A 21,686-nucleotide genomic window follows, 5' to 3' on the forward strand; every position below is an offset into this window, starting at 1 on the left:
CGCGATGCTTTTGATCTACCGACTTGCGCAGCGCCACAAGTCCAGCGCTAGCAATGCCGACGCGCAGCCGATCGAAGCCGAACCCATCACTTCTTGTCGCGGCGCTTTTTATCGGCCTTCTTGTGGTGCGACATAAGGCGGCGCTTCTTGTTCACCTGGCGATCCGTCAGGGTGTTTTTCTTACCCTCGTACGGGTTCTCGCCGCCTTTGAATTCGATGCGAATCGGCGTGCCGACCAGCTTCAACACACGGCGATAGGTGTTTTCGAGGTACCGAACATAGGATTTCGGCACCGCTTCAACCTGGTTGCCGTGAATCACGATCAGCGGCGGGTTGGCGCCGCCCAAGTGGGCGTAGCGCAATTTAATTCGACGGCTGCCAACCATGGGTGGAGCGTGCTCGCTTACGGCATCTTCGAGAATCTGCGTCAGACGGCTGGTGGGCCAGCGCGTAACAGCGGATTTGAAAGCGTTCTGCACTGACTGGTAGAGGTTGCCCACGCCCGTGCCGTGCAGCGCGGAAATGAAGTGGATGTCCGCGAAGTCGACGAAGAACAGGCGACGCTGCAACTCGGTTTTAACGTAGTCGCGCTCGCTCGGCTCCATGCCATCCCACTTGTTCAGTGCGATTACCAGAGCACGGCCCGATTCCAAGGCGAAACCCAGCAGGTTCAGGTCGTGGTCCACCACGCCTTCGCGGGCGTCCATTACAAAGATCACGACGTTGGCGTCTTTGATCGCTTGCAGAGTTTTAACGACGGAAAACTTTTCGACTTCTTCGTGGATCTTGCCGCGTTTGCGCACACCGGCAGTGTCGATCAGGGTGTACTTCTCTTCGTTACGCTCGAAGGGAATGTAGATGCTGTCGCGGGTGGTGCCGGGCTGGTCGTAGACGATGACCCGGTCTTCGCCGAGCATGCGGTTCACCAGCGTCGACTTGCCGACGTTAGGCCGGCCGATGATGGCGATCTTGATGCCGTCTTTTTCGCTCGGGCCCGGAATGCGCTTGGCTTCCTGACCTTCGGCAACCACTTCCTCTTCGCCTTCTTCCGGCTCTTCGGCGTCATCTTTAGGAAAGCTGCCCAAGGCAATTTCCATCATCTGCGCAATACCGCGGCCATGGGCGCCGGCGATTGGAATCGCATCGCCCATGCCCAGCGGGGCGAACTCGGCGCGCGCCAGGTCGGGGTCGATGTTGTCGACTTTGTTGGCGACCACGTAGGAGGTCTTGTTGCGCTTGCGCAGGTGCTCGCCAATCATCTGGTCGGCGGCGGTGAAGCCTGCGCGCGAGTCCACGAGGAACAGCACAACGTCAGCTTCTTCAATGGCCAGCAGCGACTGCTCGGCCATTTTTTCGTCCATGCCGTGCTCGTCACCGGAGATACCGCCGGTGTCGATCAGGATGTAGGTTCGCCCTTGCCATTTGGCTTCACCGTACTGGCGATCACGGGTCAGACCAGCCAGGTCGCCGACGATGGCGTCGCGACTTCTGGTCAGGCGGTTAAATAAGGTGGACTTACCGACGTTAGGACGGCCCACCAGGGCGATTACGGGAACCATGCGGCCCCTCCACTCAATTGCAGAAAACACAAAGGCCGCTACCGTCGAACGGCAGCGGCCGGACTCATGAAGCGTAGGTTAGCCAACGGGTTGCTCCCTAGTGGGAGCCGCCCGCTGAGCCACGCCTACTTGATGGTCAGCGCAACCAGCTCACCGCTGTTACCGAAGGCATACAGCCAGTCGGCGACCACCAATGGCCGAGCACGCAGACCGTCGCTGTCGATGCGCGTACGCCCGACAAAACGACCGTCTACTTGGCTGACCAAGTGCAAATAGCCTTCGAAGTCACCAAAGGCAATGTAGCTGGAGAACACTTCCGGCGCCGACAACTCGCGGCGCGCCAGGGATTCGTTGCTCCACAGCGCCGAAGCGGAACGCTCATCAACGCTTTCCACCGTGCCATTGGCCAGGCAGAGGTAAACGCTGCCGATGCTCTCGGCCAGGCCGACGTTACTCGACGCTTCGCGCTGCCAGATGATGCGGCCATTGCTCGCATCCAGACCGGCGACGCGACCGTTGTAGGTCACTGCGTACAAGGTGTTGCCCGAGAGCAGCAAGCCGCCGTCGATATCGACCACGCGGTCCAGCTCGGATCGACCTTGTGGCACGGCAACACGCTGCTCCCACGCCGGCAAGCCGCGCTGGGTGTCGAGAGCAATCACCTTGCCGGTCGACAGGCCGGCGAAGGCCAAACGGTCGTTGACGACAGGGGCGCCGGTGCCACGCAGGGTCAGCACCGCTGGGGTGCTTTCGTAGATCCAGCGCTGAGCGCCGCTGCTGGCTTCCAGGCCAATGATGCGGTCGTCCTGGGTTTGCACCACGACCACATCACCGTTGGTGGCCGGCGGTGCCAGCACTTCGCTGGTGACCTTGGCGCGCCATTTTTCTTCGCCGGTCGCACCGTCCAGGGCAACCACTTCGCCTTTCAGGGTGCCGACCAATACCAGACCGCTACCGGCGCCAACGGCACCCGATACCGGCAGGTCGAGGTCGGTTTCCCACAGCTTGTCGCCGGAGAAACGATTAATGGCCATGACTTCGCCGTTTACGTCAGCGGCGAAGATGGTGTCGCCATCAATGGCGGGAACCAGCATGTTGAAGGTGTCGCCCTGGCCATCGCCAATCGAGCGGCTCCATTCTTTTTTCAGCTCAACTTCTTCGGTGAAGTCAGGCAGCTCGGCTGGTGGCAGTTCTTTCTTGCTAGTGCTGCTGCAACCCGTGGCAAGAACGGCCAGGGCCAGCAGTGCGGCATATTTCCAGCGCATCACTTCACGCATCCCCTTTGGCCAGATCGTCGAGCTTCATTTGCAAGCCACCCACTGCCGCTTCATCGGACAGGGCTGCCTTGGCCTTTTCATAAGCGCCACGGGCATCGTCGGCACGGCCGACTTTGACCAGCAGGTCGCCTTTAAGCTCTTCGCGGCTGGCGACGAACGCTTTTTCCGCATCGCCATCAAGCAACTTGAGACCCTCTTCAGCTTTGTTCTGAGCAGCCAGAACACGGGCCAGACGCTGACGTGCCAGTTCCTGAAGAGTGGAATCAACAGGCTTGTCGACCACGGTTTTCAGCTCTGCTGCAGCATCGTCTAGCTTGCCGGCATCCACCGCGATTTTTGCGGCGAACAGACTGGCGTACTGGGCGTAATAGGTGCCTGCGTAATCGTTTTTGAGCTTGTTGGACAGCTCGGCCACTTTGGCGACATCGGGCTTACCGGCTGGATCAAAGGTCGTTTCCAGCAGCTGCTGATAAAGCATCGAGGCGTTTTGCGCCTGGCTGGTCTGGTACTTGTGCCAGTAATTCCAGCCCGCCACGACTGCCAGGGCGAGCACGCCGCCGGTCAGCAGGGGTTTGCCGTTGCGGTTCCACCAGTCCTTGATGTCCGCCAGTTGTTCGTCTTCGGTACTCGACACGCCAATGCTCCTTAAACCTGCTGAATGCTCAAACCTGGTGTTCACACCGGTTGTGTTTTGAACCCGCGCTGTCACGCCTGTTGCAAGCGGGTTACCAGGTGCTCGGCCAGAGCATCCCAGGCAATATTTTCTTGTTCGCCCTGACCACGGAGCGGTTTGAAACCTACCACTTGCTGAGCCAGTTCATCTTCGCCCAGCACCACGGCGAACAACGCGCCGCTCTTGTCTGCTTTCTTGAGCTGGCTTTTGAAACTACCAGCGCCGGCGTTAACAACCAGGCGCAGGCCCGGAATCTGATCACGCAGACGCTCGGCCAGTTGCAGCCCGGCCAGTTCGGCCGTGTCGCCAAATGCACAGAAGTACACGTCCACTTGGCGCGCAATTTCTTCTGGTACTTTTTCCAGGGTTTCGAGCAGCAGAATCAGACGCTCAATGCCCATGGCGAAACCCACGCCGGCGGTAGGCTTGCCGCCCATTTGCTCGACCAGACCATCGTAGCGGCCACCGGCACACACGGTGCCCTGCGCGCCGAGTTTGTCGGTAACCCATTCGAATACGGTTTTGCTGTAGTAGTCGAGGCCGCGTACCAGTTTGCTATTGAGCACGTACGGAATGCCGGCGGCGTCCAAACGCGACTTCAAGCCTTCGAAGTGCAGGCGCGAGGCCTCGTCGAGGTAATCGGCTAGTTTCGGCGCATCGACCAGCAGCGCCTGGGTTTCCGGCACTTTGCTGTCGAGCACGCGCAGCGGGTTGCTGTGCAGACGACGCTTGCTGTCTTCATCGAGCTGCTCGACACGCGCCGACAGGTAGTTCACCAGCGCATCACGGTAAGTGGCACGTGCTTCGCTGGTGCCCAGGCTGTTGAGCTCAAGTTTGACTGCATCGCGAATGCCGAGAAGGCCCCACAGACGCCACGTCAGGATGATCAATTCGGCGTCGATGTCCGGACCGTCGAGATTGAATACTTCCACGCCGATTTGGTGAAACTGGCGATAGCGCCCTTTTTGCGGACGCTCATGGCGAAACATCGGACCGATGTACCAGAGCTTCTGCACCTGGCCGCCGCCGGAAATACCGTGCTCAAGCACGGCACGAACGCAACTGGCGGTGCCTTCCGGACGCAGGGTCAGGGAGTCGCCGTTGCGGTCTTCGAAGGTGTACATCTCTTTTTCGACGATATCAGTCACTTCGCCGATGGAGCGTTTGAACAGCTCGGTCGCTTCGACGATGGGCATGCGGATTTGGCGATAGCCATAGCCGTCGAGCAAACCAGCGACGCTGTTTTCGAAGTAGCGCCAGAGCGGGGTTTGCTCCGGAAGGATGTCGTTCATGCCACGAATGGCTTGCAGGGACTTACTCACACAGAATCCTTAGAGTTCTTCTTATTAGCCGCGGGCGATGAGCGCTGCGTCGGCTTCGACCTTTTCGGCCGCTTTCTGGCGAATCATCTGTTCAAGCTGATCCACCAGATTTTCGTTAGTCAGCTTTGAAGCGGGCTTGCCGTCGATGTACACCAGGTTATTCGGCGTACCGCCAGTGAGGCCGATATGGGCTTCCTTGGCCTCGCCAGGACCGTTGACGATACAGCCGATTACGGCCACGTCCAGCGGAACCAGCAAGTCTTCCAAGCGCCCTTCCAGCTCGTTCATGGTTTTCACCACGTCGAAGTTCTGGCGAGAGCAGCTTGGACACGCAATAAAGTTGATGCCACGCGAGCGCAAGCGCAGGGATTTGAGGATGTCGTAACCGACTTTCACCTCTTCCACCGGGTCTGCCGCCAGCGAGATGCGGATGGTATCGCCAATCCCATCGGCAAGCAGCATGCCCAGGCCCACAGCCGACTTCACCGTGCCCGAACGCAAGCCGCCAGCCTCGGTGATGCCCAGGTGCAGCGGCTGCTCGATTTGCTTGGCCAACAGGCGATAGGCCGCCACCGCCATGAACACATCGGACGCTTTGACGCTGACTTTGAAGTCGGGGAAATTCAGGCGGTCGAGGTGCTCGACATGGCGCAGGGCCGATTCCACCAGCGCTTCAGGTGTCGGTTCGCCGTATTTCTTTTGCAGGTCTTTTTCCAGCGAGCCGGCGTTCACGCCGATGCGGATTGGAATGCCACGTTCGCGTGCGGCTTCGACCACGGCTTTAACGCGGTCTTCGCGACCGATATTGCCTGGGTTGATACGCAGGCAGTCAACACCTAACTCAGCCACGCGCAGGGCGATTTTGTAGTCGAAGTGGATGTCGGCCACCAGCGGCACATTGCTCTGCAATTTGATTTTGCCGAAGGCTTCGGCAGCGTCCATGTCCGGTACGGAGACGCGCACGATGTCGGCGCCGGCTTCTTCCAAACGACGGATTTGATCGACCGTGGCGGCAACGTCGCAGGTATCGGTGTTGGTCATGCTCTGTACGGCAATCGGCGCGTCGCCGCCGACCGGTACGGAACCGACCCAGATCTTGCGCGAGACGCGACGGATGATTGGCGATTCGGCGTGCATGGTTATTGTCCCAACTTGATACGGGCGGTTTCGCCACTGGTGAACGGCGCTACGTCAACGGCCTGACCGTTGAAGCGCACTTGCGCGCCGCGGGCATAACCCAGGCGCAGTTCAAGCGGCGCTTTGCCGGAGACTTCGAGCTTTTCACCGGCGCGTTTCAAACCGCTGACCACAACTTTGCCGTTGCCATCGGTGAGCTGGATCCAGCAGTTGGCGCTGAAGTCCAACGCCACAACGCCTTCGCCAGCAGCGGCCACTACCGGCGCGGCGGGTGCGGCCTGAGGTGTCTGGCCAGCAGGCGCAGTCGGTGCGGCGGGCGCTTGTGTAAGTGACGGCGCGGAAGCGGGAGCGGCCGGTGCAGGGCTCGCTACGGACGGAGCCGTTGCGCCTGGTGCGGTTGTGGCTGGGGGCGTTGTAACCGGGGCTTGAGCGACAGGTGCTTCCGGCTGCATCGCCACTTCAGGCGACACTTCGGCCGGCACGGCTTCTTCGGCGCCTTCGGCGTCGACCACCGCCTGATCTTCCGGCTCGTCCAATGGATGAATTTCGGTTTTACCATCGGCGCCATCGACTTCAACATGGCCCAGGCTGATACCGCCTGTTTCAGTGGTGCGCCCAGCGGATTGGTCCTGCCACCAGAAGAAACCACCCGCCACCATGGCCAGCAACAGCAGCAGGCACACGATACGCAGCAGGTTTTGCGAAAGGCGCATGGGCTCTTCGATACGGCCGAGGCCATGCACGCTGCTGCCGGTGGCATCGGTGCCGGTGTATTGGTCGAACTCCTGAACGATCAGGGTTTGATCCATGCCCAGCAGTTTGGCGTAGGCACGCACATAGCCGCGCGCGAACGTGTGGCCTGGCAGTTGATCGAACTGTCCGGCTTCCAATTGAGTAAGGCGTTGGGTGGTCAGATTGAGCTGACCGGCCACGTCGGCCAGCGACCAGTTCCGGTTTTCGCGGGCTTTACGCAGCGTCTCGCCGGGGTTACTGCGAGGGACCGCTAGAGCTTCTGGATGCACCGCTTTCATCATTGCTCCGACATGTATTGCTTGTATTCCGGCGTACCGGGATAGAGACGTTTGAGCTGCAGGCCAAGCGTCGCCGCTTTGTCGCGGTCATCGAAAATCTTGGCCAGTCGAGCGCCAAGCAGCAGGCTTTCAGCATTTTGTTCGGTGATCTTGCTGAAGGCGTCGTAATACTTGCGCGCAGGCACGTATTCCTTGTCTTCATAGGCCAGCTTGGCCAACTCCAAATGCGGGCGCGCCTGACGTTTGTTCAGACGAATCGAGCGTTCGAAGTATTGTTTGGCCTGGGCGCGATCTTTGAGTTTCAAAGACACCAGGCCAAGGTTCTGGAACACCCGCGAGCGCTCCGGGTACATGTTGTCTTTTACCGCTTCGAGATAGCGGTCTTTAGCTTCCTGGTAACGGCCTTGCTCGTACAGGAATGCCCCGTAGTTATTCAGAAAGCGCGGATCCGGACGGCTGGAGATGGCTTTACGAAAATGCTCATCGGCCAGTTCCGGTTCCATTTCGGTTTGGAACAGGATGGCGAGCGCGCCATTGGCGTCGGCATTGCTTGGGTCAAGCTCCAAGGCCTTTTTCAACGGCACTTTGGCCTGTTCGGTGTTGCCCTGATTGAGGTAGCCGATGCCCAGTTGAATGTACGCATCACGCGCTTCGTCACGCCCTTTGTCGGTTTTCATCGGGTCGACCTGACCCGTCGAGACACAGCCAAACAGTAAGCCAGTGAACAGAAGCAGCAGCGCAGTGCGCAATGTCATAGGTGTCCTACCTTAGGTTCGGTTTGCAGCGGTACGTGGAGCGTCAGCCTCGTTGCTCAGTTGGCGCACGGCAATGTAGCGCTCGCTACGGCGGGTGCGATCCATAACCTGGCCAACCAGTTGCCCGCAAGCAGCATCAATGTCTTCGCCGCGCGTGGTGCGCACGGTGACGTTGTGCCCTGCTTTATACAGCAGGTCTTGGAAGCGGCGAATACTGTTGTTGCTGGGCCGCTCGTAACCGGAATGGGGGAAAGGGTTGAACGGGATCAAGTTGATCTTGCAAGGAATGTCCTTGAGCAACTCGATCATCTCCTCAGCGTGTTCGGTGCGGTCGTTGACGTCTTTGAGCAAGGTGTACTCGATGGTCAATACACGCTTTTCGCCGAGGCGCGCCACGTAGCGTTTGCACGCGGCGAGGAGCATGGCCAGAGGATACTTCTTGTTGATCGGCACGAGTGTGTTGCGCAGCGCATCATTGGGCGCGTGCAGCGACAGGGCCAGGGACACGTCGATGACTTCACCGAGCTTGTCGATCATCGGCACCACGCCCGAGGTGGACAACGTCACCTTGCGCTTGGAGATGCCATAGCCGAGGTCGTCCATCATCAGGTGCATGGCGGCGACCACGTTGTCGAAGTTCAACAGCGGTTCGCCCATGCCCATCATCACCACGTTGGTGATGGCGCGATCAATTTTCGCCGGCACACTGCCGAACGATTTGTTGGCGATCCACACCTGGCCGATGATTTCGGCCGCCGTCAGATCGCTGTTGAAACCTTGTTTACCGGTGGAGCAGAAACTGCAGTCCAGCGCGCAACCGGCCTGCGAGGAAACGCAGAGGGTGCCGCGACTGCCTTGGGGAATGTATACGGTCTCGACACAGCTGCCAGAGGCCACACGCACGACCCATTTGCGGGTTCCGTCGGTGGAGATATCTTCACTCACCACCTCCGGCCCACGAATCTCGGCACGGGCCTCGAGCTTTTCGCGCAAGACCTTGCCGACATTGGTCATGGCGGCGAAATTATCGACGCCAAAGTGGTGAATCCACTTCATCACCTGACCGGCACGAAAACGCTTCTCCCCGATAGAGTCGAAGAATTGTTCCATCTCAGGCTGGGTCAGACCCAGGAGATTGATTTTGCCGGTAGCTTCAGTCATGTCTTCACCCTCGCCCGTTCGCTGATTAGCGAGTACGTGCAGTTACTTCGGTTGCAGCGAAGAAGTACGAAATTTCGCGAGCAGCAGCGGCTTCGGAGTCCGAACCGTGAACGGCGTTGGCGTCGATCGAGTCGGCGAAGTCAGCGCGGATGGTGCCGGCGGCAGCTTCTTTAGGGTTGGTAGCGCCCATCAGTTCGCGGTTTTTGGCGATGGCGTCTTCGCCTTCCAGAACCTGAACAACAACCGGACCGGAGATCATGAAAGCAACCAGCTCGCCGAAGAAGCCACGAGCGCTGTGCTCAGCGTAGAAGCCTTCAGCTTCAGCTTTGGACAGTTGTTTCATTTTCGAAGCAACGACGCGCAGGCCGGCTTTTTCGAAACGTGTAACGATTTCGCCGATTACGTTTTTAGCAACGGCGTCGGGCTTGATGATGGAGAAAGTGCGTTGAACAGCCATGTGAAGCTCCAGAAACTGAGAGTTAAGCCAAAAATTAAACCCGCGAATTATACGCGGGTTCCTGTTAAATGCGTAGGGCTGGCGCCCAGCTGTGGTGCGCCAACTGAGGCGAAATCAGTCGGCTTCTTCGATCCACGCCGCCTGAATGGCCTCTAATACTTTCTCACCGCCACGTTGCGGATCGTCGTTGAACTCAGGCAATGCAGCGACCCAACGTTGCAGGTCGACGAAGTTGACGTAGCGCGGATCCACGTCGGGCTTGCTGTCAGCCAGTTGAATGGCGATTTCCAGAACATCAGTCCACTTCAGACTCATGACACTTCCTTGAATCAATGCGGCGCTTCGGCGGCGTGATTGAGCGAGTATTTCGGAATTTCGACGGTGATGTCTTCGGTACCAACAATCGCCTGACACGCCAGACGCGACTGAGCCTCAAGGCCCCAGGCACGGTCGAGAAAGTCCTCCTCGAGCTCGTCCGCCTCTTCCAGGGAATCGAACCCTTCGCGCACGATGCAATGGCAGGTCGTGCAGGCGCAGACGCCGCCGCAGGCGCTTTCCATTTCAATATGGTGCTCGTGCGCCAAATCCAAAATGGAAGTGCCCGGCTCAGCCTCGACAACCATGCCTTCAGGGCAAAATTTCGGGTGGGGCAGAAAAATAACCTGCGGCATCAGTTGTCCTCGATTTCATTCAGATTGCGCCCTGCCAGCGCGGCTTTCACCGTCGAATCCAGACGGCGGGCAGCAAAAGCGTCGGTGACCTGCGACAGGCGCTTGGTCTGCTGCTCGATGGCATAACCATCCGAGCCTTTCATCAATTCACTCAATTCCTGCATCTGCAGGTCGATGACCATGCGCTCTTCGGCGTCGAGCAACCGCTCGCCGTCCGCTTCCAACGCCGCTTGAACGGCCTCAATCAAACGCTGCGCATCCACTTGCTGCTCACGCAACACGCGGGCGACCTTGTCATCGCCGGCGTTCTGGAACGAGTCCTGAAGCATGCGGGCGATTTCGCCGTCGGTGAGCCCGTAAGACGGCTTCACCTGGATACTGGCTTCAACGCCGGACGCCAATTCGCGTGCGGCAACACTGAGCAGGCCATCGGCATCCACCTGAAAGGTCACGCGAATTTTCGCCGCGCCGGCCACCATGGCGGGAATGCCGCGCAGCTCAAAGCGTGCCAGGGAGCGGCAGTCGCTGATCAGCTCGCGCTCGCCTTGCAGCACGTGAATCATCATGGCCGTCTGGCCGTCTTTATAGGTGGTGAAGTCTTGCGCGCGGGCAACCGGAATCGTGGTGTTGCGCGGGATGACTTTCTCCATCAAGCCGCCCATGGTTTCCAGCCCCAGGGACAGCGGAATGACGTCCAGCAACAGCAGCTCTTCGCCATTGCGTTTGTTGCCCGCCAAGGTGTCGGCCTGAATCGCGGCGCCAATGGCCACCACTTGATCCGGGTCGATATCGGTCAGCGGCGTGCGGCCAAACAGCTCGCCCACCACCGTGCGCACACGTGGCACGCGAGTCGAGCCGCCGACCATGACCACAGCTTTGACTTCATCCACTTCGATGTTTGCGTCACGCACGGCGCGGCGGCAGGCTTTGAGGCTGCGCTGCAACATGGGCTCGATAAGGCTATCGAAATGGGCGCGTGACAGCTCACCGCTCCAGTCGCCGAAGCTGACGTTCACAGAATCGGCGTCGGTCAGCGCTTCTTTGGCAGCACAAGCGGCCTGCAACAAACCGCGCTGCTCACCGGGGGCGATGTCGGTGGAAATACCCGCCTGCTCAACAATCCAGCCAGCAATGGCATGGTCGAAATCGTCGCCGCCCAGCGCGGTATCGCCGCCGGTGGCAAGCACTTCGAACACGCCGCCAGTCAGGCGCAGAATGGAAATATCGAAGGTGCCGCCGCCCAAGTCATAAATGGCGACTACGCCTTCAGCTTTTTGATCCAGCCCATAGGCCACGGCTGCGGCGGTCGGCTCGTTAAGCAGGCGCAATACGTTGAGGCCAGCCAGGCGGGCGGCGTCTTTGGTGGCTTGGCGCTGTGCATCGTCGAAATAAGCCGGAACAGTGATCACCGCGCCAACCAAGTCACCACCCAAGGCCGCTTCGGCACGCACTCGCAGCACTTTAAGAATTTCGGCAGACACTTCCACCGGGCTCTTGGCGCCCTGCACCGTTTCGATAAAGGGCATGTGCGACTCGCCGCCGACAAAGCGGTAAGGCAGCTGCTCACCGAGCTGCTTCACGTCTGCCAGGCCGCGACCCATAAGACGTTTGACCGACAACACGGTATTGAACGGGTCACTCGCGGCGGCGGCTTTGGCAGCGCCCCCGACCTCAACGTGATCGCTGTGATAACGCACGGCGGACGGCAGGATGACCTCGCCATCGGCGTCGGCGATGGGCGCCGAAACGCCACTGCGCAACGCCGCTACCAGCGAGTTGGTGGTGCCCAGGTCGATACCAACGGCCAAACGCCGTTGATGCGGTTGCGGGCTTTGCCCGGGTTCAGCGATCTGCAGTAATGCCATGCTTGTCTGCGCATCAGGCGCGCCGCCTGGGCGGCGCGGAATTAATCGTCGAGGCGCTCTTCCAACTGGCGCACTTCGTAGCTGAGCTTGTCGAGGAACTGCATGCGGCGGACCAGGCGCTCGGCCTCGTCTATGCGCGCAGTCTCATCCCAACAGGCGGCAAAACGGTCGTTGAGCTCATCCTGAGCAGCCTTTAAGCGGCGCTTGAATGTGGCGACACCGGCCAGGTCGGCGCTGTCTTGCAGGTCTTCAAGCTCCTCGCGCCATTGCATCTGCTGCATGAGGAACTCGGGATCCTGCACGGTGACTTCCAGCGGCAGCTCGTGACCACGCAACGCCAGCAGATAACGCGCCCGTTTTGGCGCGTTTTTCAGCGTCTGGTAGGCCTCATTGAGACTCGCCGAATGCTCCAGCGCCAACCGTTGCTCGCGCTCAGAGGCGTCGGCAAAACGGTCGGGGTGCACGCTACGCGCCAGCTCGCGATATCGCGTAGCCAGCTGCTCAAGATCCAGACGGAAGCTGGGTTGCAGGTCAAACAATGCAAAGTGACAAGGGGTGCCCACAGCCAGCCTCAGATGTTGAAGCTCTCGCCGCAGCCACATTCGCCGCGCACGTTGGGGTTATTGAACTTGAAGCCTTCGTTCAAACCTTCTTTGACGAAGTCCAGTTCAGTACCGTCGAGGTACACCAGGCTTTTCGGGTCGATGATCACTTTCACGCCGTGACTTTCGAACACCTGGTCTTCGCCTTGTGCTTCGTCGACAAACTCCAGGACGTAGGCCAGGCCCGAGCAGCCGGTGGTGCGAACACCCAGGCGAATACCGTCACCTTTGCCACGCCCGTCGAGGGAGCGGCGTACGTGTTGGGCCGCCGCTTCGGTCATGCTGATAGCCATGAGAACTCCTTAGTCGCAAACGACTGCTGGTTAGAGCAGGCCTTTCTTCTGCTTGTAGTCGCGAACGGCCGCCTTGATGGCGTCTTCGGCGAGTACCGAGCAGTGAATCTTCACCGGTGGCAGAGCAAGCTCTTCAGCCAACTGGGTGTTCTTGATGGTTTCGGCTTCATCCAGGGTTTTGCCCTTCATCCACTCGGTGGCGAGGGAGCTGGAGGCGATAGCCGAACCGCAGCCGTAGGTTTTGAACTTGGCGTCTTCAATAACGCCCTGATCGTTAACCTTGATCTGCAGACGCATCACGTCGCCGCACGCCGGCGCGCCGACCATGCCGGTGCCGACATCAGGATCTTCCGCGTCCATCTTGCCGACGTTGCGCGGGTTCTCGTAGTGGTCGATGACCTTTTCGCTATAAGCCATGATTCATTTCTCTCTCATCAGGAGCAGGTGCCGCTCTTATTGGCAGCTAATTAATGTGCCGCCCATTCCACTTTGGAAATATCGACACCTTCTTTAAACATGTCCCACAGCGGCGACAGTTCGCGCAGCTTGGTAACTGCCTCGCGCACTTTGGCTGCGGCGTAATCAACTTCTTCTTCGGTGGTGAAACGGCCGAAGGTGAAACGGATCGAGCTATGTGCCAGTTCGTCGTTGCGGCCCAGGGCGCGCAGTACATACGAAGGCTCAAGGGAAGCCGAGGTGCAGGCCGAACCGGACGAAACCGCCAGGTCTTTAAGCGCCATGATCAGCGACTCGCCTTCCACATAGTTGAAGCTCAGGTTCAGGTTGTGCGGCACGCGAGCGGTGCTGCTGCCGTTCACATACAGCTCTTCCAGGCCGTCGACCTGCTTGAAGAAGCGCTCGTTCAGGGCAGCGATGCGCTGGTTTTCCTGAGCCATTTCTTCTTTGGCGATACGGAACGCTTCGCCCATGCCGACGATTTGGTGAGTGGCCAAGGTGCCCGAACGCATGCCGCGCTCGTGACCGCCGCCGTGTGTCTGAGCTTCAAGACGTACACGTGGCTTACGGCTGACATACAGGGCGCCGATGCCTTTAGGACCGTAGGTTTTGTGCGCCGAGAAGGACATCAAATCGACCTTCAGCTTGCTCAGATCGATATCGACCTTGCCGGTGGACTGAGCCGCATCGACGTGGAACAACACGCCGCGCGAGCGAGTCAGCTCACCAATGGCCGCGATGTCGTTGATAACGCCGATCTCGTTGTTGACGTGCATGATCGACACCAGAATGGTGTCTTCACGCAGCACCGCTTCGATCATAGCCGGAGTGATCAGGCCATCTTCCTGCGGGTCGAGATAGGTCACTTCGAAGCCTTCGCGCTCAAGTTGGCGCGTGGTATCGAGCACGGCTTTGTGCTCGATCTTCGAGGTGATGATGTGTTTGCCCTTGCTCTTATAGAAGTGCGCAACACCTTTGATTGCCAGGTTGTCCGACTCGGTGGCACCGGAGGTCCAGACGATTTCGCGCGGGTCGGCATTCACCAACTCAGCCACCTGACGGCGACCGTTTTCCACGGCTTCTTCAGCTTTCCAGCCAAACACGTGGGAGCGCGAGGCCGGGTTACCGAAGTTACCGTCGACCAACAGGCATTCGCTCATTTTCTGCGCCACACGAGGATCAATCGGTGTAGTCGCGGAGTAATCGAGATAAATCGGCAATTTCATTGATGTCTCCTAATCAGGTGTAGGCCGGTCAGCCTGGCGCCCTACTCAATCGATGGCGGACGCTTCAATTTTATCCATGCGTGGCGTTCTGCCTGAGCAGTGACGCTGATCCTGGCGCCTGGCGATGTCTTGCACCTCGTGACGGGTGACAAGGTCGGCCAAACTGATACCACTAAGAAATTCGTGAATTTGCTGGCTCAGGTCGGACCACAAGTGGTGGGTCAGACAGGTGTCGCCATCGTGGCAACCGCTCAAGCCTTGGCAGCGCGTGGCATCGACCGACTCGTTCACCGCGTCGATCACCTGCACAACCTGAATGCCGCCCATGTCACGGGACAACTGATAGCCGCCACCGGGACCACGCACACTGGAAACCAGATTTCCGCGACGCAATTTGGCGAATAGTTGCTCGAGATACGACAGGGAAATGCCCTGGCGCTCGGAAATATCCGCCAGAGAAACCGGACCATGCTGGGCATGAAGTGCCAAATCGAGCATGGCGGTCACGGCGTAACGGCCTTTGGTAGTCAGTCGCATGGCTTGTACCGCAAGATCACTGAATATGCCGTAAGTATGCTATTCCCGAGTATTTAGGTCAACTATAAGACCGATTAAAACACTCGGGATTGCGCGAAATGAAGGGCGCGAATCATAGCAAAAAACGCATAGCGGCGCGCGTCAGGCGGCGGGCTTGTCGTCCAGACCTTTGCAGACGTCGTTGAAGTCTTCGTCACGCAATGTCGGCAGATCTTTCGCGCAATAATCGCTACCCAGCGCCTTGAGCGCCGAGCACATGCCTTCCAGGCGACCGTCTACCGCCTGCAGGTGATCGAGCATCTGACCGATGGCTTTGGCCACGGGATCAGGCATGTCAGGACTGACGCCATAAGCGTCGAACCCGAGCTTTTCGGCGATGGCCTGGCGCTTTGCTTCTGCTTCGTCATCAGCCTTGACGATGATGCGCCCCGGAATGCCGACAACCGTCGCACCGGCCGGCACCGGCTTGGTTACCACCGCATTGGAGCCAACCTTGGCGTTCGCGCCAACCGTGAACGGCCCGAGCACCTTGGCGCCCGCTCCCACTACCACACCGTTTTCCAATGTTGGGTGACGCTTGCCTTTGTTCCAACTGGTGCCGCCCAGGGTCACGCCTTGATAAAGGGTAACGTCGTCGCCAATCTCGGCGGTTTCGCCGATGACGATGCCCATGCCGTGGTCAATAAAGAAGCGCTTGCCGATTTTGGCGCCCGGGTGAATTTCGATGCCGGTCAGCCAGCGACCGAAGTTCGACACCATGCGCGCCAGCCATTTCCAGCCCGCCAACCACAACCAGCCAGACAGGCGATGCAACCAAATGGCGTGCAGACCCGGATAGCACGTCAGAACTTCGAAAGCGTTACGCGCCGCCGGGTCTCGGTGGAATACGCTTTGAATGTCTTCTCGTACGCGCTCAAACATCGTCACTTCTCCGCTTGTGTGGCTCACCGCGAGCGGCTTTTTGAGTCTCGGTCAAAATGCCGCGCAGAATATTCATTTCCGACTGACTTACCGCGCTACGGGCAAACAGCCGACGCAAGCGCGACATCAAATGCCGGGGGTTTTCCGGGTCGAGAAAACCGATCTGCACCAGCGTCGTTTCCAGATGACCGTAAAACCGCTCTAACTCGTCCATGGTCGACAACTGCTCGCTGCGCGGCGACGCCACTTCTGTTTTTTCCGCGCGCTTGCTTTGCCCCTGGCTGGCCAGCCACCCCATACGCACCTCATAACAGAGCACCTGCACGGCGGCGGCAAGGTTTAGGGAGCTGAAGTCGGGGTCGGACGGAATGTGTACGTGGTAGTGGCAACGCTGCAATTCTTCATTGGTAAGGCCGGCATATTCACGACCAAAAACCAGCGCCACTTCGCCCCCTTCGGCGGCACGCTCGACGGCGTGCACGCCACACTCACGAGGGTCGAGCATGGGCCACGGCATTCGGCGATCGCGCGCACTGGTGCCCAGCACCAGCGTGCACCCAACCAGCGCCTCTTCGAGCGTGGCGACAACGTGTGCAGCTTCAAGAATGCTATCGGCACCGGACGCCCGGGCGCTGGCTTCGTGGCTGGGAAAGTCTTGCGGATCGACCAACACCAGGCGCGACAAGCCCATGTTTTTCATCGCCCGCGCGGCGCCGCCGATATTGCCGGGATGACTGGTATTGACCAAAACGACGCGGATATTTTCCAGCAACGAAAGCGCTCACACGGACAACAAAGGGAGGCAAATCTTACAGAAGCACCCCGGCAAACACCATGCGCACGCCAGGTGGGCCTTCTTCATCTATGGTTTTCTGTTAGAATGCTCGGCTTTCTTTAACGACCCAGGTGACCCTCCATGCAGCCTATGCTGAATATCGCGCTGCGCGCCGCCCGCAGCGCCAGTGAACTGATCTTCCGCTCCATCGAGCGCCTGGACACCATCAAGGTCGACGAAAAAGACGCCAAGGACTACGTGTCCGAAGTGGACCGCGCCGCTGAAACCAGCATCATCACCGCGCTGCGCAAAGCCTACCCAACCCACGCCATCCTCGGCGAAGAAACCGGCCTGCACGCCGGCAGTGGCGACGGCGAAGACTACCTCTGGATCATCGACCCACTAGACGGCACCACCAACTTCCTGCGCGGCATCCCGCACTTCGCGGTCAGCATTGCCTGCAAATACCGTGGCCGCCTGGAACACGCCGTCGTGCTCGACCCAGTCCGCCAAGAAGAATTCACCGCCAGCCGTGGCCGTGGCGCTCAGCTGAACGGCCGTCGTCTGCGCGTTAGCGGTCGCACCAGCCTCGAAGGCGCCCTGCTCGGCACCGGCTTCCCGTTCCGCGACGACCAAATGGACGGCCTCGACAATTACCTCGGCATGTTCCGCAGCCTGGTCGGCCAAACCGCCGGCATTCGCCGCGCCGGCGCTGCCAGTCTGGACTTGGCGTACGTGGCCGCCGGTCGTTTCGATGCATTCTGGGAAGCGGGCCTGTCCGAATGGGACATGGCCGCAGGCGTGCTGCTGATTCAGGAAGCTGGCGGTTTGGTCAGCGACTTCACTGGTGGCCACGAATTCCTGGAAAAGGGCCACGTGGTAGCCGGCAACACCAAATGCTTTAAGGCAGTGTTGACGGCCATTCAGCCGCACCTGTCGGCTCAGCAAAAACGCTAAGCCTAAGAACAATAAAAAACCGGCCAAGCGCCGGTTTTTTTATGGGCGAAAAAAAGCGCCCCGAAGGACGCTTTTTTCTTACTGCTGGACGGGCTGGTTCTGACCCAGAATCAGCTGACCGGTTTTTTCATCGACCGGAATTTGGCTGCCCGGATCACGATCCATCCGCACCTGACCCACTTTGTCTTTCAACTGGTACTTCACGTTGTAGCCGACCAGCTTGTCGCTGGTGTCGGTGACCGTATTGCACTTGGTTTCGGTGGTGGTATAGGTGTCATTGGACTGCATGTTTTCCTGCACCTTGTTACCGGCATAACCGCCGCCAACCGCACCCGCTACGGTGGCAATTTTCTTGCCGTTACCGCCGCCAACCTGGTTACCGAGCAGACCACCTGCCACAGCGCCCAATACGCTACCCACGATTTGATGTTGATCCTTGACCGGTTTTTGCCGAGTGACGGTTACATCTTTGCAAACTTGCCGCGGAGTCTTGATGGTTTCGTTGATCGGTTCCACCGCGAGCACTTGCGCGTATTCAGGACCGCCACCCACCAAGCTGTAAGTTGCAACAGCACCTCCGGCGGTAACACCTACCGCGCCCAGCACCGCACCAACTAGCATCGACTTGTTCACTTGAACCTCCTGGTTTACACCGAGACGCCGTAGCGCCTTTCTCCTAGCCTTGGAGTCTTTTTCCTACAGCCAGTTCAAAATTGCCGACGAAAAAAAACCGCGATGGGCTGCTCAGCACCATCGCGGTCTGGTCGACAAAGCGCCTTATGGGCGTTCGTCTACCTCTTCTGTGGAGACTGGCGGAATCAGATCTTCAACACTCAGGTTCAGCCAGATCAGCACTACGTTGGCGATGTAGATCGACGAGTAGGTACCGGCCAATACGCCAATGAACAGGGTGATGGAGAAACCGTAAAGGTTATCGCCACCCCAGACCAGCAACGCGCCGATAGCCAGCAAGGTCGAAATCGACGTCGCCATGGTGCGCAGCAGGGTTTGCGTGGTGGAAATATCAATGTTCTCGACCAGCGTGGCTTTACGCAGCACACGGAAGTTCTCCCGCACACGGTCGAATACCACGATGGTGTCGTTGAGCGAGTAACCGATGATCGCCAGTACCGCCGCCAGTACAGTCAGGTCGAACGTGATCTGGAAGTAGGAAATCACACCCATGGCTACGATTACGTCGTGGATCAGCGAGGCGATTGCGCCCAAACCAAACTTCCACTGAAAGCGGAAAGCCAGGTACAGCATGATGCCGCCCAAGGCCAGCAACATGCCCAGGCCGCCCTGGTCGCGTAGTTCTTCACCGACCTGCGGGCCCACGAATTCAACGCGCTTCACGGTGGCCGGGTTATCGCCGTCTACCGCACGCAGCGCATCGGCGACGCGCGTGCCTAATTGCGGATCATCACCCGGCATGCGCACCAGCAATTCGTTCGCAGCGCCGAAGCTCTGCACAACGGCATCGTTGAAGCCGGCTTTTTGCAGTTCTTCACGCACTTGCAGCAGGTTGGCGTCGCGCTCGTAAGTCAGCTCGATCAATGTGCCGCCGGTGAAATCCAGGCCGTAGTTGAGACCTTTAGTGAACAGGCTGAACAGCGCAATCGCAGTGAGCACCAAGGTGAAGCCGAACGCGATGTTGCGCACGGCCATAAACTTAATCGTACGTTTCATAGCGGCCCCTTAAATCCACAACTTCTTGAAGTCACGACCACCGAAAATCAGGTTAACCATGCCGCGGGTAACCATGATGGCGGTGAACATCGAAGTGACGATACCCAGCGACATGGTCACCGCGAAGCCTTTGATCGGCCCGGTACCCATGGCAAACAGGATGCCGCCGACCAACAGCGTGGTCAGGTTGGCGTCGAGGATCGCGGCGTAGGCGCGGTCGAAACCTTCGTGAATCGCGCGCTGTACCGACATGCCATTGGCAATCTCTTCACGTATCCGCGAGAAAATCAGCACGTTGGCGTCCACCGCCATACCCATGGTCAGCACGATACCGGCGATACCTGGCAGGGTCAGCGTAGCGCCCAACAGGGACATCAGCGCCAACAGCATGACCATGTTGAAGGCCAGAGCCACAGTGGCCAGCACACCAAAGAAGCGGTAGATGCAGATGATGAACAGCGACACCAGCAGCATGCCCCACAGCGAAGCATCGATACCTTTGGTGATGTTGTCCGCACCCAGGCTTGGGCCGATGGTGCGTTCTTCAGCGAAGTACATCGGCGCCGCCAAACCACCAGCACGCAGCAGCAGAGCCAGTTCAGACGACTCGCCCTTGCCTTCCAAGCCAGTGATACGGAACTGGCTGCCCAGTGGCGACTGAATGGTCGCCAGGCTGATGATTTTCTTATCTTCTTTAAACGTCTGAACCGCTACGTCTTGCTCGACACCGTTGACCATTTGCTTGGTGTAGCGCGTGGTCGGCTTCTGCTCGATAAAGATCACCGCCATGCTGCGGCCGACGTTGCTGCGCGTAGCGCGGCTCATCAATTCGCCGCCATGGCCGTCGAGACGGATGTTCACTTGCGGACGGCCGTTCTCATCGAAGCTGGCCGAGGCGTCGGTCACCTGATCACCGGTGATGATCAAGCCACGCTCCAACGGCACAGCCGGACGACCCGGCTCGCGGAACTCAAACGACTCAGTGGTCGCCTTGGTCGCATCAGGGCCAGCCGCCAGACGGAACTCCAGGTTGGCGGTTTTACCGAGAATACGTTTGGCCTCGGCAGTGTCTTGCACGCCTGGCAGCTCAACCACGATGCGGTTGGCACCCTGGCGCTGAACCAGCGGTTCGGCCACGCCCAGCTCGTTGACGCGGTTACGTACCGTGGTCAAGTTCTGCTTGATCGAGTATTCGCGAATTTCAGCCAGCTTGGCCGGGGTCATTTCCAGACGCAGCACTTGCATGCCATTGCGCTCGACTTCGGTCACCTGGAAATCTATGAAATCTTTGCGGATCAGTGTTTTCGCTTTGCTCAGCGACTCATCGTCACTGAAGCCCAACTGAATGGCGCCATCTTGCTCGGGCAAACTGCGGTATTTCACGCGCTCTTTGCGCAGCAGGCTCTTCACATCGCCTTCGTACACTTTGCGGCGCGCGTCCAGCGCTTTGTCCATGTCCACTTCCAACAGGAAGTGCACGCCACCGGACAAGTCCAGACCCAGCTTCATCGGGCTGGCGCCTAGGTTGCGCAGCCAGGTCGGCGTGGTTTGGGCCAGGTTCAACGCCACCACGTAGTCGTCGCCCATCGTTTTGCGAATGACGTCTTTGGCCGGCAGTTGCTGTTCTTTCTTAACCAGACGGATCAGACCGCCCTTCCCCTGCGCAGCCAAGGTGGCCGCTTTGACCTCGATACCTGCGTCAGTCAGCGCCTTGCTCGCGCGGTCCAGGTCAGCCTGGCCGACCTGCAATGCGGTGCTGGCACCGCTGATCTGTACAGCCGGATCATCCGGGTACAGGTTCGGCGCAGAGTAAATGAAGCCGATCACCAGAACCGCGACGATCAGCAGGTATTTCCACAGAGGGTATTTGTTCAGCATGACGCCGCCCGCTTATGACGCGGGGCGCCTTTAGCGCCCCGTCGAATGGTAAAAATGGTGGAGTTTAGATGGCTTTCAGCGTGCCCTTGGGCAGCGTGGCACCAATGGCGCCTTTCTGAATTTTCAGTTCAACGGTGTCGGATACTTCGATGACCACGAAATCGTCAGTCACTTTGGTGATCTTGCCGGCGATGCCACCGGAGGTGACCACTTCGTCGCCCTTCTGAAGATTGCTCAGCAGGTTCTTCTGCTCTTTCGCGCGCTTGGCCTGTGGACGCCAGATCATGAGGTAGAAAATGACCATGAAGCCGACCAGGAAAATGATCGACATGCTGTCGCCGCCCACCGGGCCAGCAGCAGCGGCTGGTGCCGTTTCAGCGAGCGCGTCGGAAATGAAAAAGCCCATGTAAAACTCCTGTTAAAGATTCTTTTATAAGGTGAACG

Annotated in this window: 24 protein-coding genes; 1 reads left to right on the forward strand and 23 read right to left on the reverse strand. The window is 59.0% G+C overall.

Annotation, left to right across the window (positions count from 1 at the left end):
* Positions 1–86 precede the first annotated feature (86 nt).
* The 19 genes from der to trmJ all read right to left on the reverse strand — a co-directional run bounded on the left by der (position 87) and on the right by trmJ (position 16,715).
* Positions 87–1,559 (reverse strand): ribosome biogenesis GTPase Der, encoded by a 1,473-nt coding sequence (der, locus tag ACZZZU_RS08915; RefSeq protein WP_122494095.1) that lies wholly within the window; start codon positions 1,557–1,559, stop codon positions 87–89.
* A 125-nt stretch (positions 1,560–1,684) separates the two neighbouring features.
* Complete coding sequence (gene bamB / locus ACZZZU_RS08920; RefSeq protein ID WP_122494096.1) at positions 1,685–2,836, reverse strand: outer membrane protein assembly factor BamB; 1,152 nt, start codon at positions 2,834–2,836, stop codon at positions 1,685–1,687.
* Complete coding sequence (locus tag ACZZZU_RS08925) at positions 2,829–3,470, reverse strand: tetratricopeptide repeat protein (RefSeq protein ID WP_122494097.1); 642 nt, start codon at positions 3,468–3,470, stop codon at positions 2,829–2,831. The genes bamB and ACZZZU_RS08925 overlap by 8 nt, the downstream gene beginning before the upstream one ends.
* A gap of 71 nt (positions 3,471–3,541) precedes the next feature.
* Positions 3,542–4,831 (reverse strand): histidine--tRNA ligase, encoded by a 1,290-nt coding sequence (hisS, locus tag ACZZZU_RS08930; protein WP_463550384.1) that lies wholly within the window; start codon positions 4,829–4,831, stop codon positions 3,542–3,544.
* A gap of 24 nt (positions 4,832–4,855) precedes the next feature.
* On the reverse strand, positions 4,856–5,968 hold the full coding sequence (ispG, locus tag ACZZZU_RS08935; RefSeq protein WP_122494099.1) for a flavodoxin-dependent (E)-4-hydroxy-3-methylbut-2-enyl-diphosphate synthase: 1,113 nt from the start codon (positions 5,966–5,968) through the stop codon (positions 4,856–4,858).
* A 2-nt stretch (positions 5,969–5,970) separates the two neighbouring features.
* A complete protein-coding gene (locus ACZZZU_RS08940; RefSeq protein WP_463383630.1) occupies positions 5,971–6,999 on the reverse strand; it encodes a helix-turn-helix domain-containing protein in 1,029 nt (342 codons plus the stop codon).
* A complete protein-coding gene (gene pilW / locus ACZZZU_RS08945) occupies positions 6,999–7,754 on the reverse strand; it encodes a type IV pilus biogenesis/stability protein PilW (protein ID WP_463383631.1) in 756 nt (251 codons plus the stop codon). The genes ACZZZU_RS08940 and pilW overlap by 1 nt, the downstream gene beginning before the upstream one ends.
* A gap of 12 nt (positions 7,755–7,766) precedes the next feature.
* Entirely contained in the window at positions 7,767–8,915 is a 1,149-nt protein-coding gene (gene rlmN / locus ACZZZU_RS08950; protein WP_122452576.1) for a dual-specificity RNA methyltransferase RlmN, read from the reverse strand.
* 25 nt (positions 8,916–8,940) lie between these two features.
* Positions 8,941–9,372, reverse strand: coding sequence for a nucleoside-diphosphate kinase (gene ndk, locus ACZZZU_RS08955; RefSeq protein WP_108095966.1), 432 nt, complete (start codon positions 9,370–9,372; stop codon positions 8,941–8,943).
* A gap of 114 nt (positions 9,373–9,486) precedes the next feature.
* Entirely contained in the window at positions 9,487–9,687 is a 201-nt protein-coding gene (gene iscX / locus ACZZZU_RS08960) for a Fe-S cluster assembly protein IscX (RefSeq protein ID WP_122494102.1), read from the reverse strand.
* Positions 9,688–9,701: 14 nt separating this feature from the next.
* On the reverse strand, positions 9,702–10,043 hold the full coding sequence (fdx, locus tag ACZZZU_RS08965) for an ISC system 2Fe-2S type ferredoxin (protein ID WP_122452574.1): 342 nt from the start codon (positions 10,041–10,043) through the stop codon (positions 9,702–9,704).
* A complete protein-coding gene (gene hscA, locus ACZZZU_RS08970) occupies positions 10,043–11,908 on the reverse strand; it encodes a Fe-S protein assembly chaperone HscA (RefSeq protein WP_463550385.1) in 1,866 nt (621 codons plus the stop codon). Before hscA ends, fdx begins: the two co-directional genes overlap by 1 nt.
* 41 nt (positions 11,909–11,949) lie before the next feature.
* Positions 11,950–12,471: a co-chaperone HscB gene (gene hscB, locus ACZZZU_RS08975; RefSeq protein WP_463550386.1), complete on the reverse strand. Its 522-nt coding sequence runs from the start codon at positions 12,469–12,471 to the stop codon at positions 11,950–11,952.
* A gap of 8 nt (positions 12,472–12,479) precedes the next feature.
* On the reverse strand, positions 12,480–12,803 hold the full coding sequence (gene iscA, locus ACZZZU_RS08980) for an iron-sulfur cluster assembly protein IscA (protein ID WP_122494105.1): 324 nt from the start codon (positions 12,801–12,803) through the stop codon (positions 12,480–12,482).
* A 30-nt stretch (positions 12,804–12,833) separates the two neighbouring features.
* A complete protein-coding gene (iscU, locus tag ACZZZU_RS08985; protein ID WP_108095972.1) occupies positions 12,834–13,220 on the reverse strand; it encodes a Fe-S cluster assembly scaffold IscU in 387 nt (128 codons plus the stop codon).
* Positions 13,221–13,270: 50 nt separating this feature from the next.
* Positions 13,271–14,485 carry an IscS subfamily cysteine desulfurase gene (locus ACZZZU_RS08990; protein ID WP_122494106.1) on the reverse strand — a complete coding sequence of 405 codons (1,215 nt, stop codon included), beginning with the start codon at positions 14,483–14,485 and terminating at the stop codon, positions 13,271–13,273.
* 45 nt (positions 14,486–14,530) lie between these two features.
* Positions 14,531–15,022 (reverse strand): Fe-S cluster assembly transcriptional regulator IscR, encoded by a 492-nt coding sequence (gene iscR / locus ACZZZU_RS08995; RefSeq protein WP_122452570.1) that lies wholly within the window; start codon positions 15,020–15,022, stop codon positions 14,531–14,533.
* A 141-nt stretch (positions 15,023–15,163) separates the two neighbouring features.
* A complete protein-coding gene (cysE, locus tag ACZZZU_RS09000; RefSeq protein WP_122494107.1) occupies positions 15,164–15,943 on the reverse strand; it encodes a serine O-acetyltransferase in 780 nt (259 codons plus the stop codon).
* Positions 15,936–16,715, reverse strand: a complete 780-nt coding sequence (trmJ, locus tag ACZZZU_RS09005) for a tRNA (cytosine(32)/uridine(32)-2'-O)-methyltransferase TrmJ (protein ID WP_463550387.1) — start codon at positions 16,713–16,715, stop codon at positions 15,936–15,938. The genes cysE and trmJ overlap by 8 nt, the downstream gene beginning before the upstream one ends.
* 144 nt (positions 16,716–16,859) lie before the next feature.
* On the opposite strand from trmJ, the gene suhB reads away from it, so the two are divergent.
* Complete coding sequence (suhB, locus tag ACZZZU_RS09010) at positions 16,860–17,675, forward strand: type III secretion system regulator SuhB (protein ID WP_122494109.1); 816 nt, start codon at positions 16,860–16,862, stop codon at positions 17,673–17,675.
* Between the two features lie 78 nt (positions 17,676–17,753).
* On the opposite strand, the gene ACZZZU_RS09015 is transcribed toward suhB, so the two are convergent.
* The 4 genes from ACZZZU_RS09015 to yajC all read right to left on the reverse strand — a co-directional run bounded on the left by ACZZZU_RS09015 (position 17,754) and on the right by yajC (position 21,648).
* Entirely contained in the window at positions 17,754–18,308 is a 555-nt protein-coding gene (locus ACZZZU_RS09015) for a glycine zipper 2TM domain-containing protein (RefSeq protein ID WP_122494110.1), read from the reverse strand.
* A gap of 144 nt (positions 18,309–18,452) precedes the next feature.
* Positions 18,453–19,364: a protein translocase subunit SecF gene (secF, locus tag ACZZZU_RS09020; RefSeq protein WP_463550388.1), complete on the reverse strand. Its 912-nt coding sequence runs from the start codon at positions 19,362–19,364 to the stop codon at positions 18,453–18,455.
* Between the two features lie 9 nt (positions 19,365–19,373).
* On the reverse strand, positions 19,374–21,242 hold the full coding sequence (gene secD / locus ACZZZU_RS09025; RefSeq protein ID WP_463550389.1) for a protein translocase subunit SecD: 1,869 nt from the start codon (positions 21,240–21,242) through the stop codon (positions 19,374–19,376).
* A gap of 64 nt (positions 21,243–21,306) precedes the next feature.
* Positions 21,307–21,648: a preprotein translocase subunit YajC gene (gene yajC / locus ACZZZU_RS09030; RefSeq protein ID WP_122452563.1), complete on the reverse strand. Its 342-nt coding sequence runs from the start codon at positions 21,646–21,648 to the stop codon at positions 21,307–21,309.
* Between the last annotated feature and the right edge of the window lie 38 nt (positions 21,649–21,686).

The sequence above is a fragment of the Pseudomonas sp. AC136 genome, assembly GCF_979258585.1.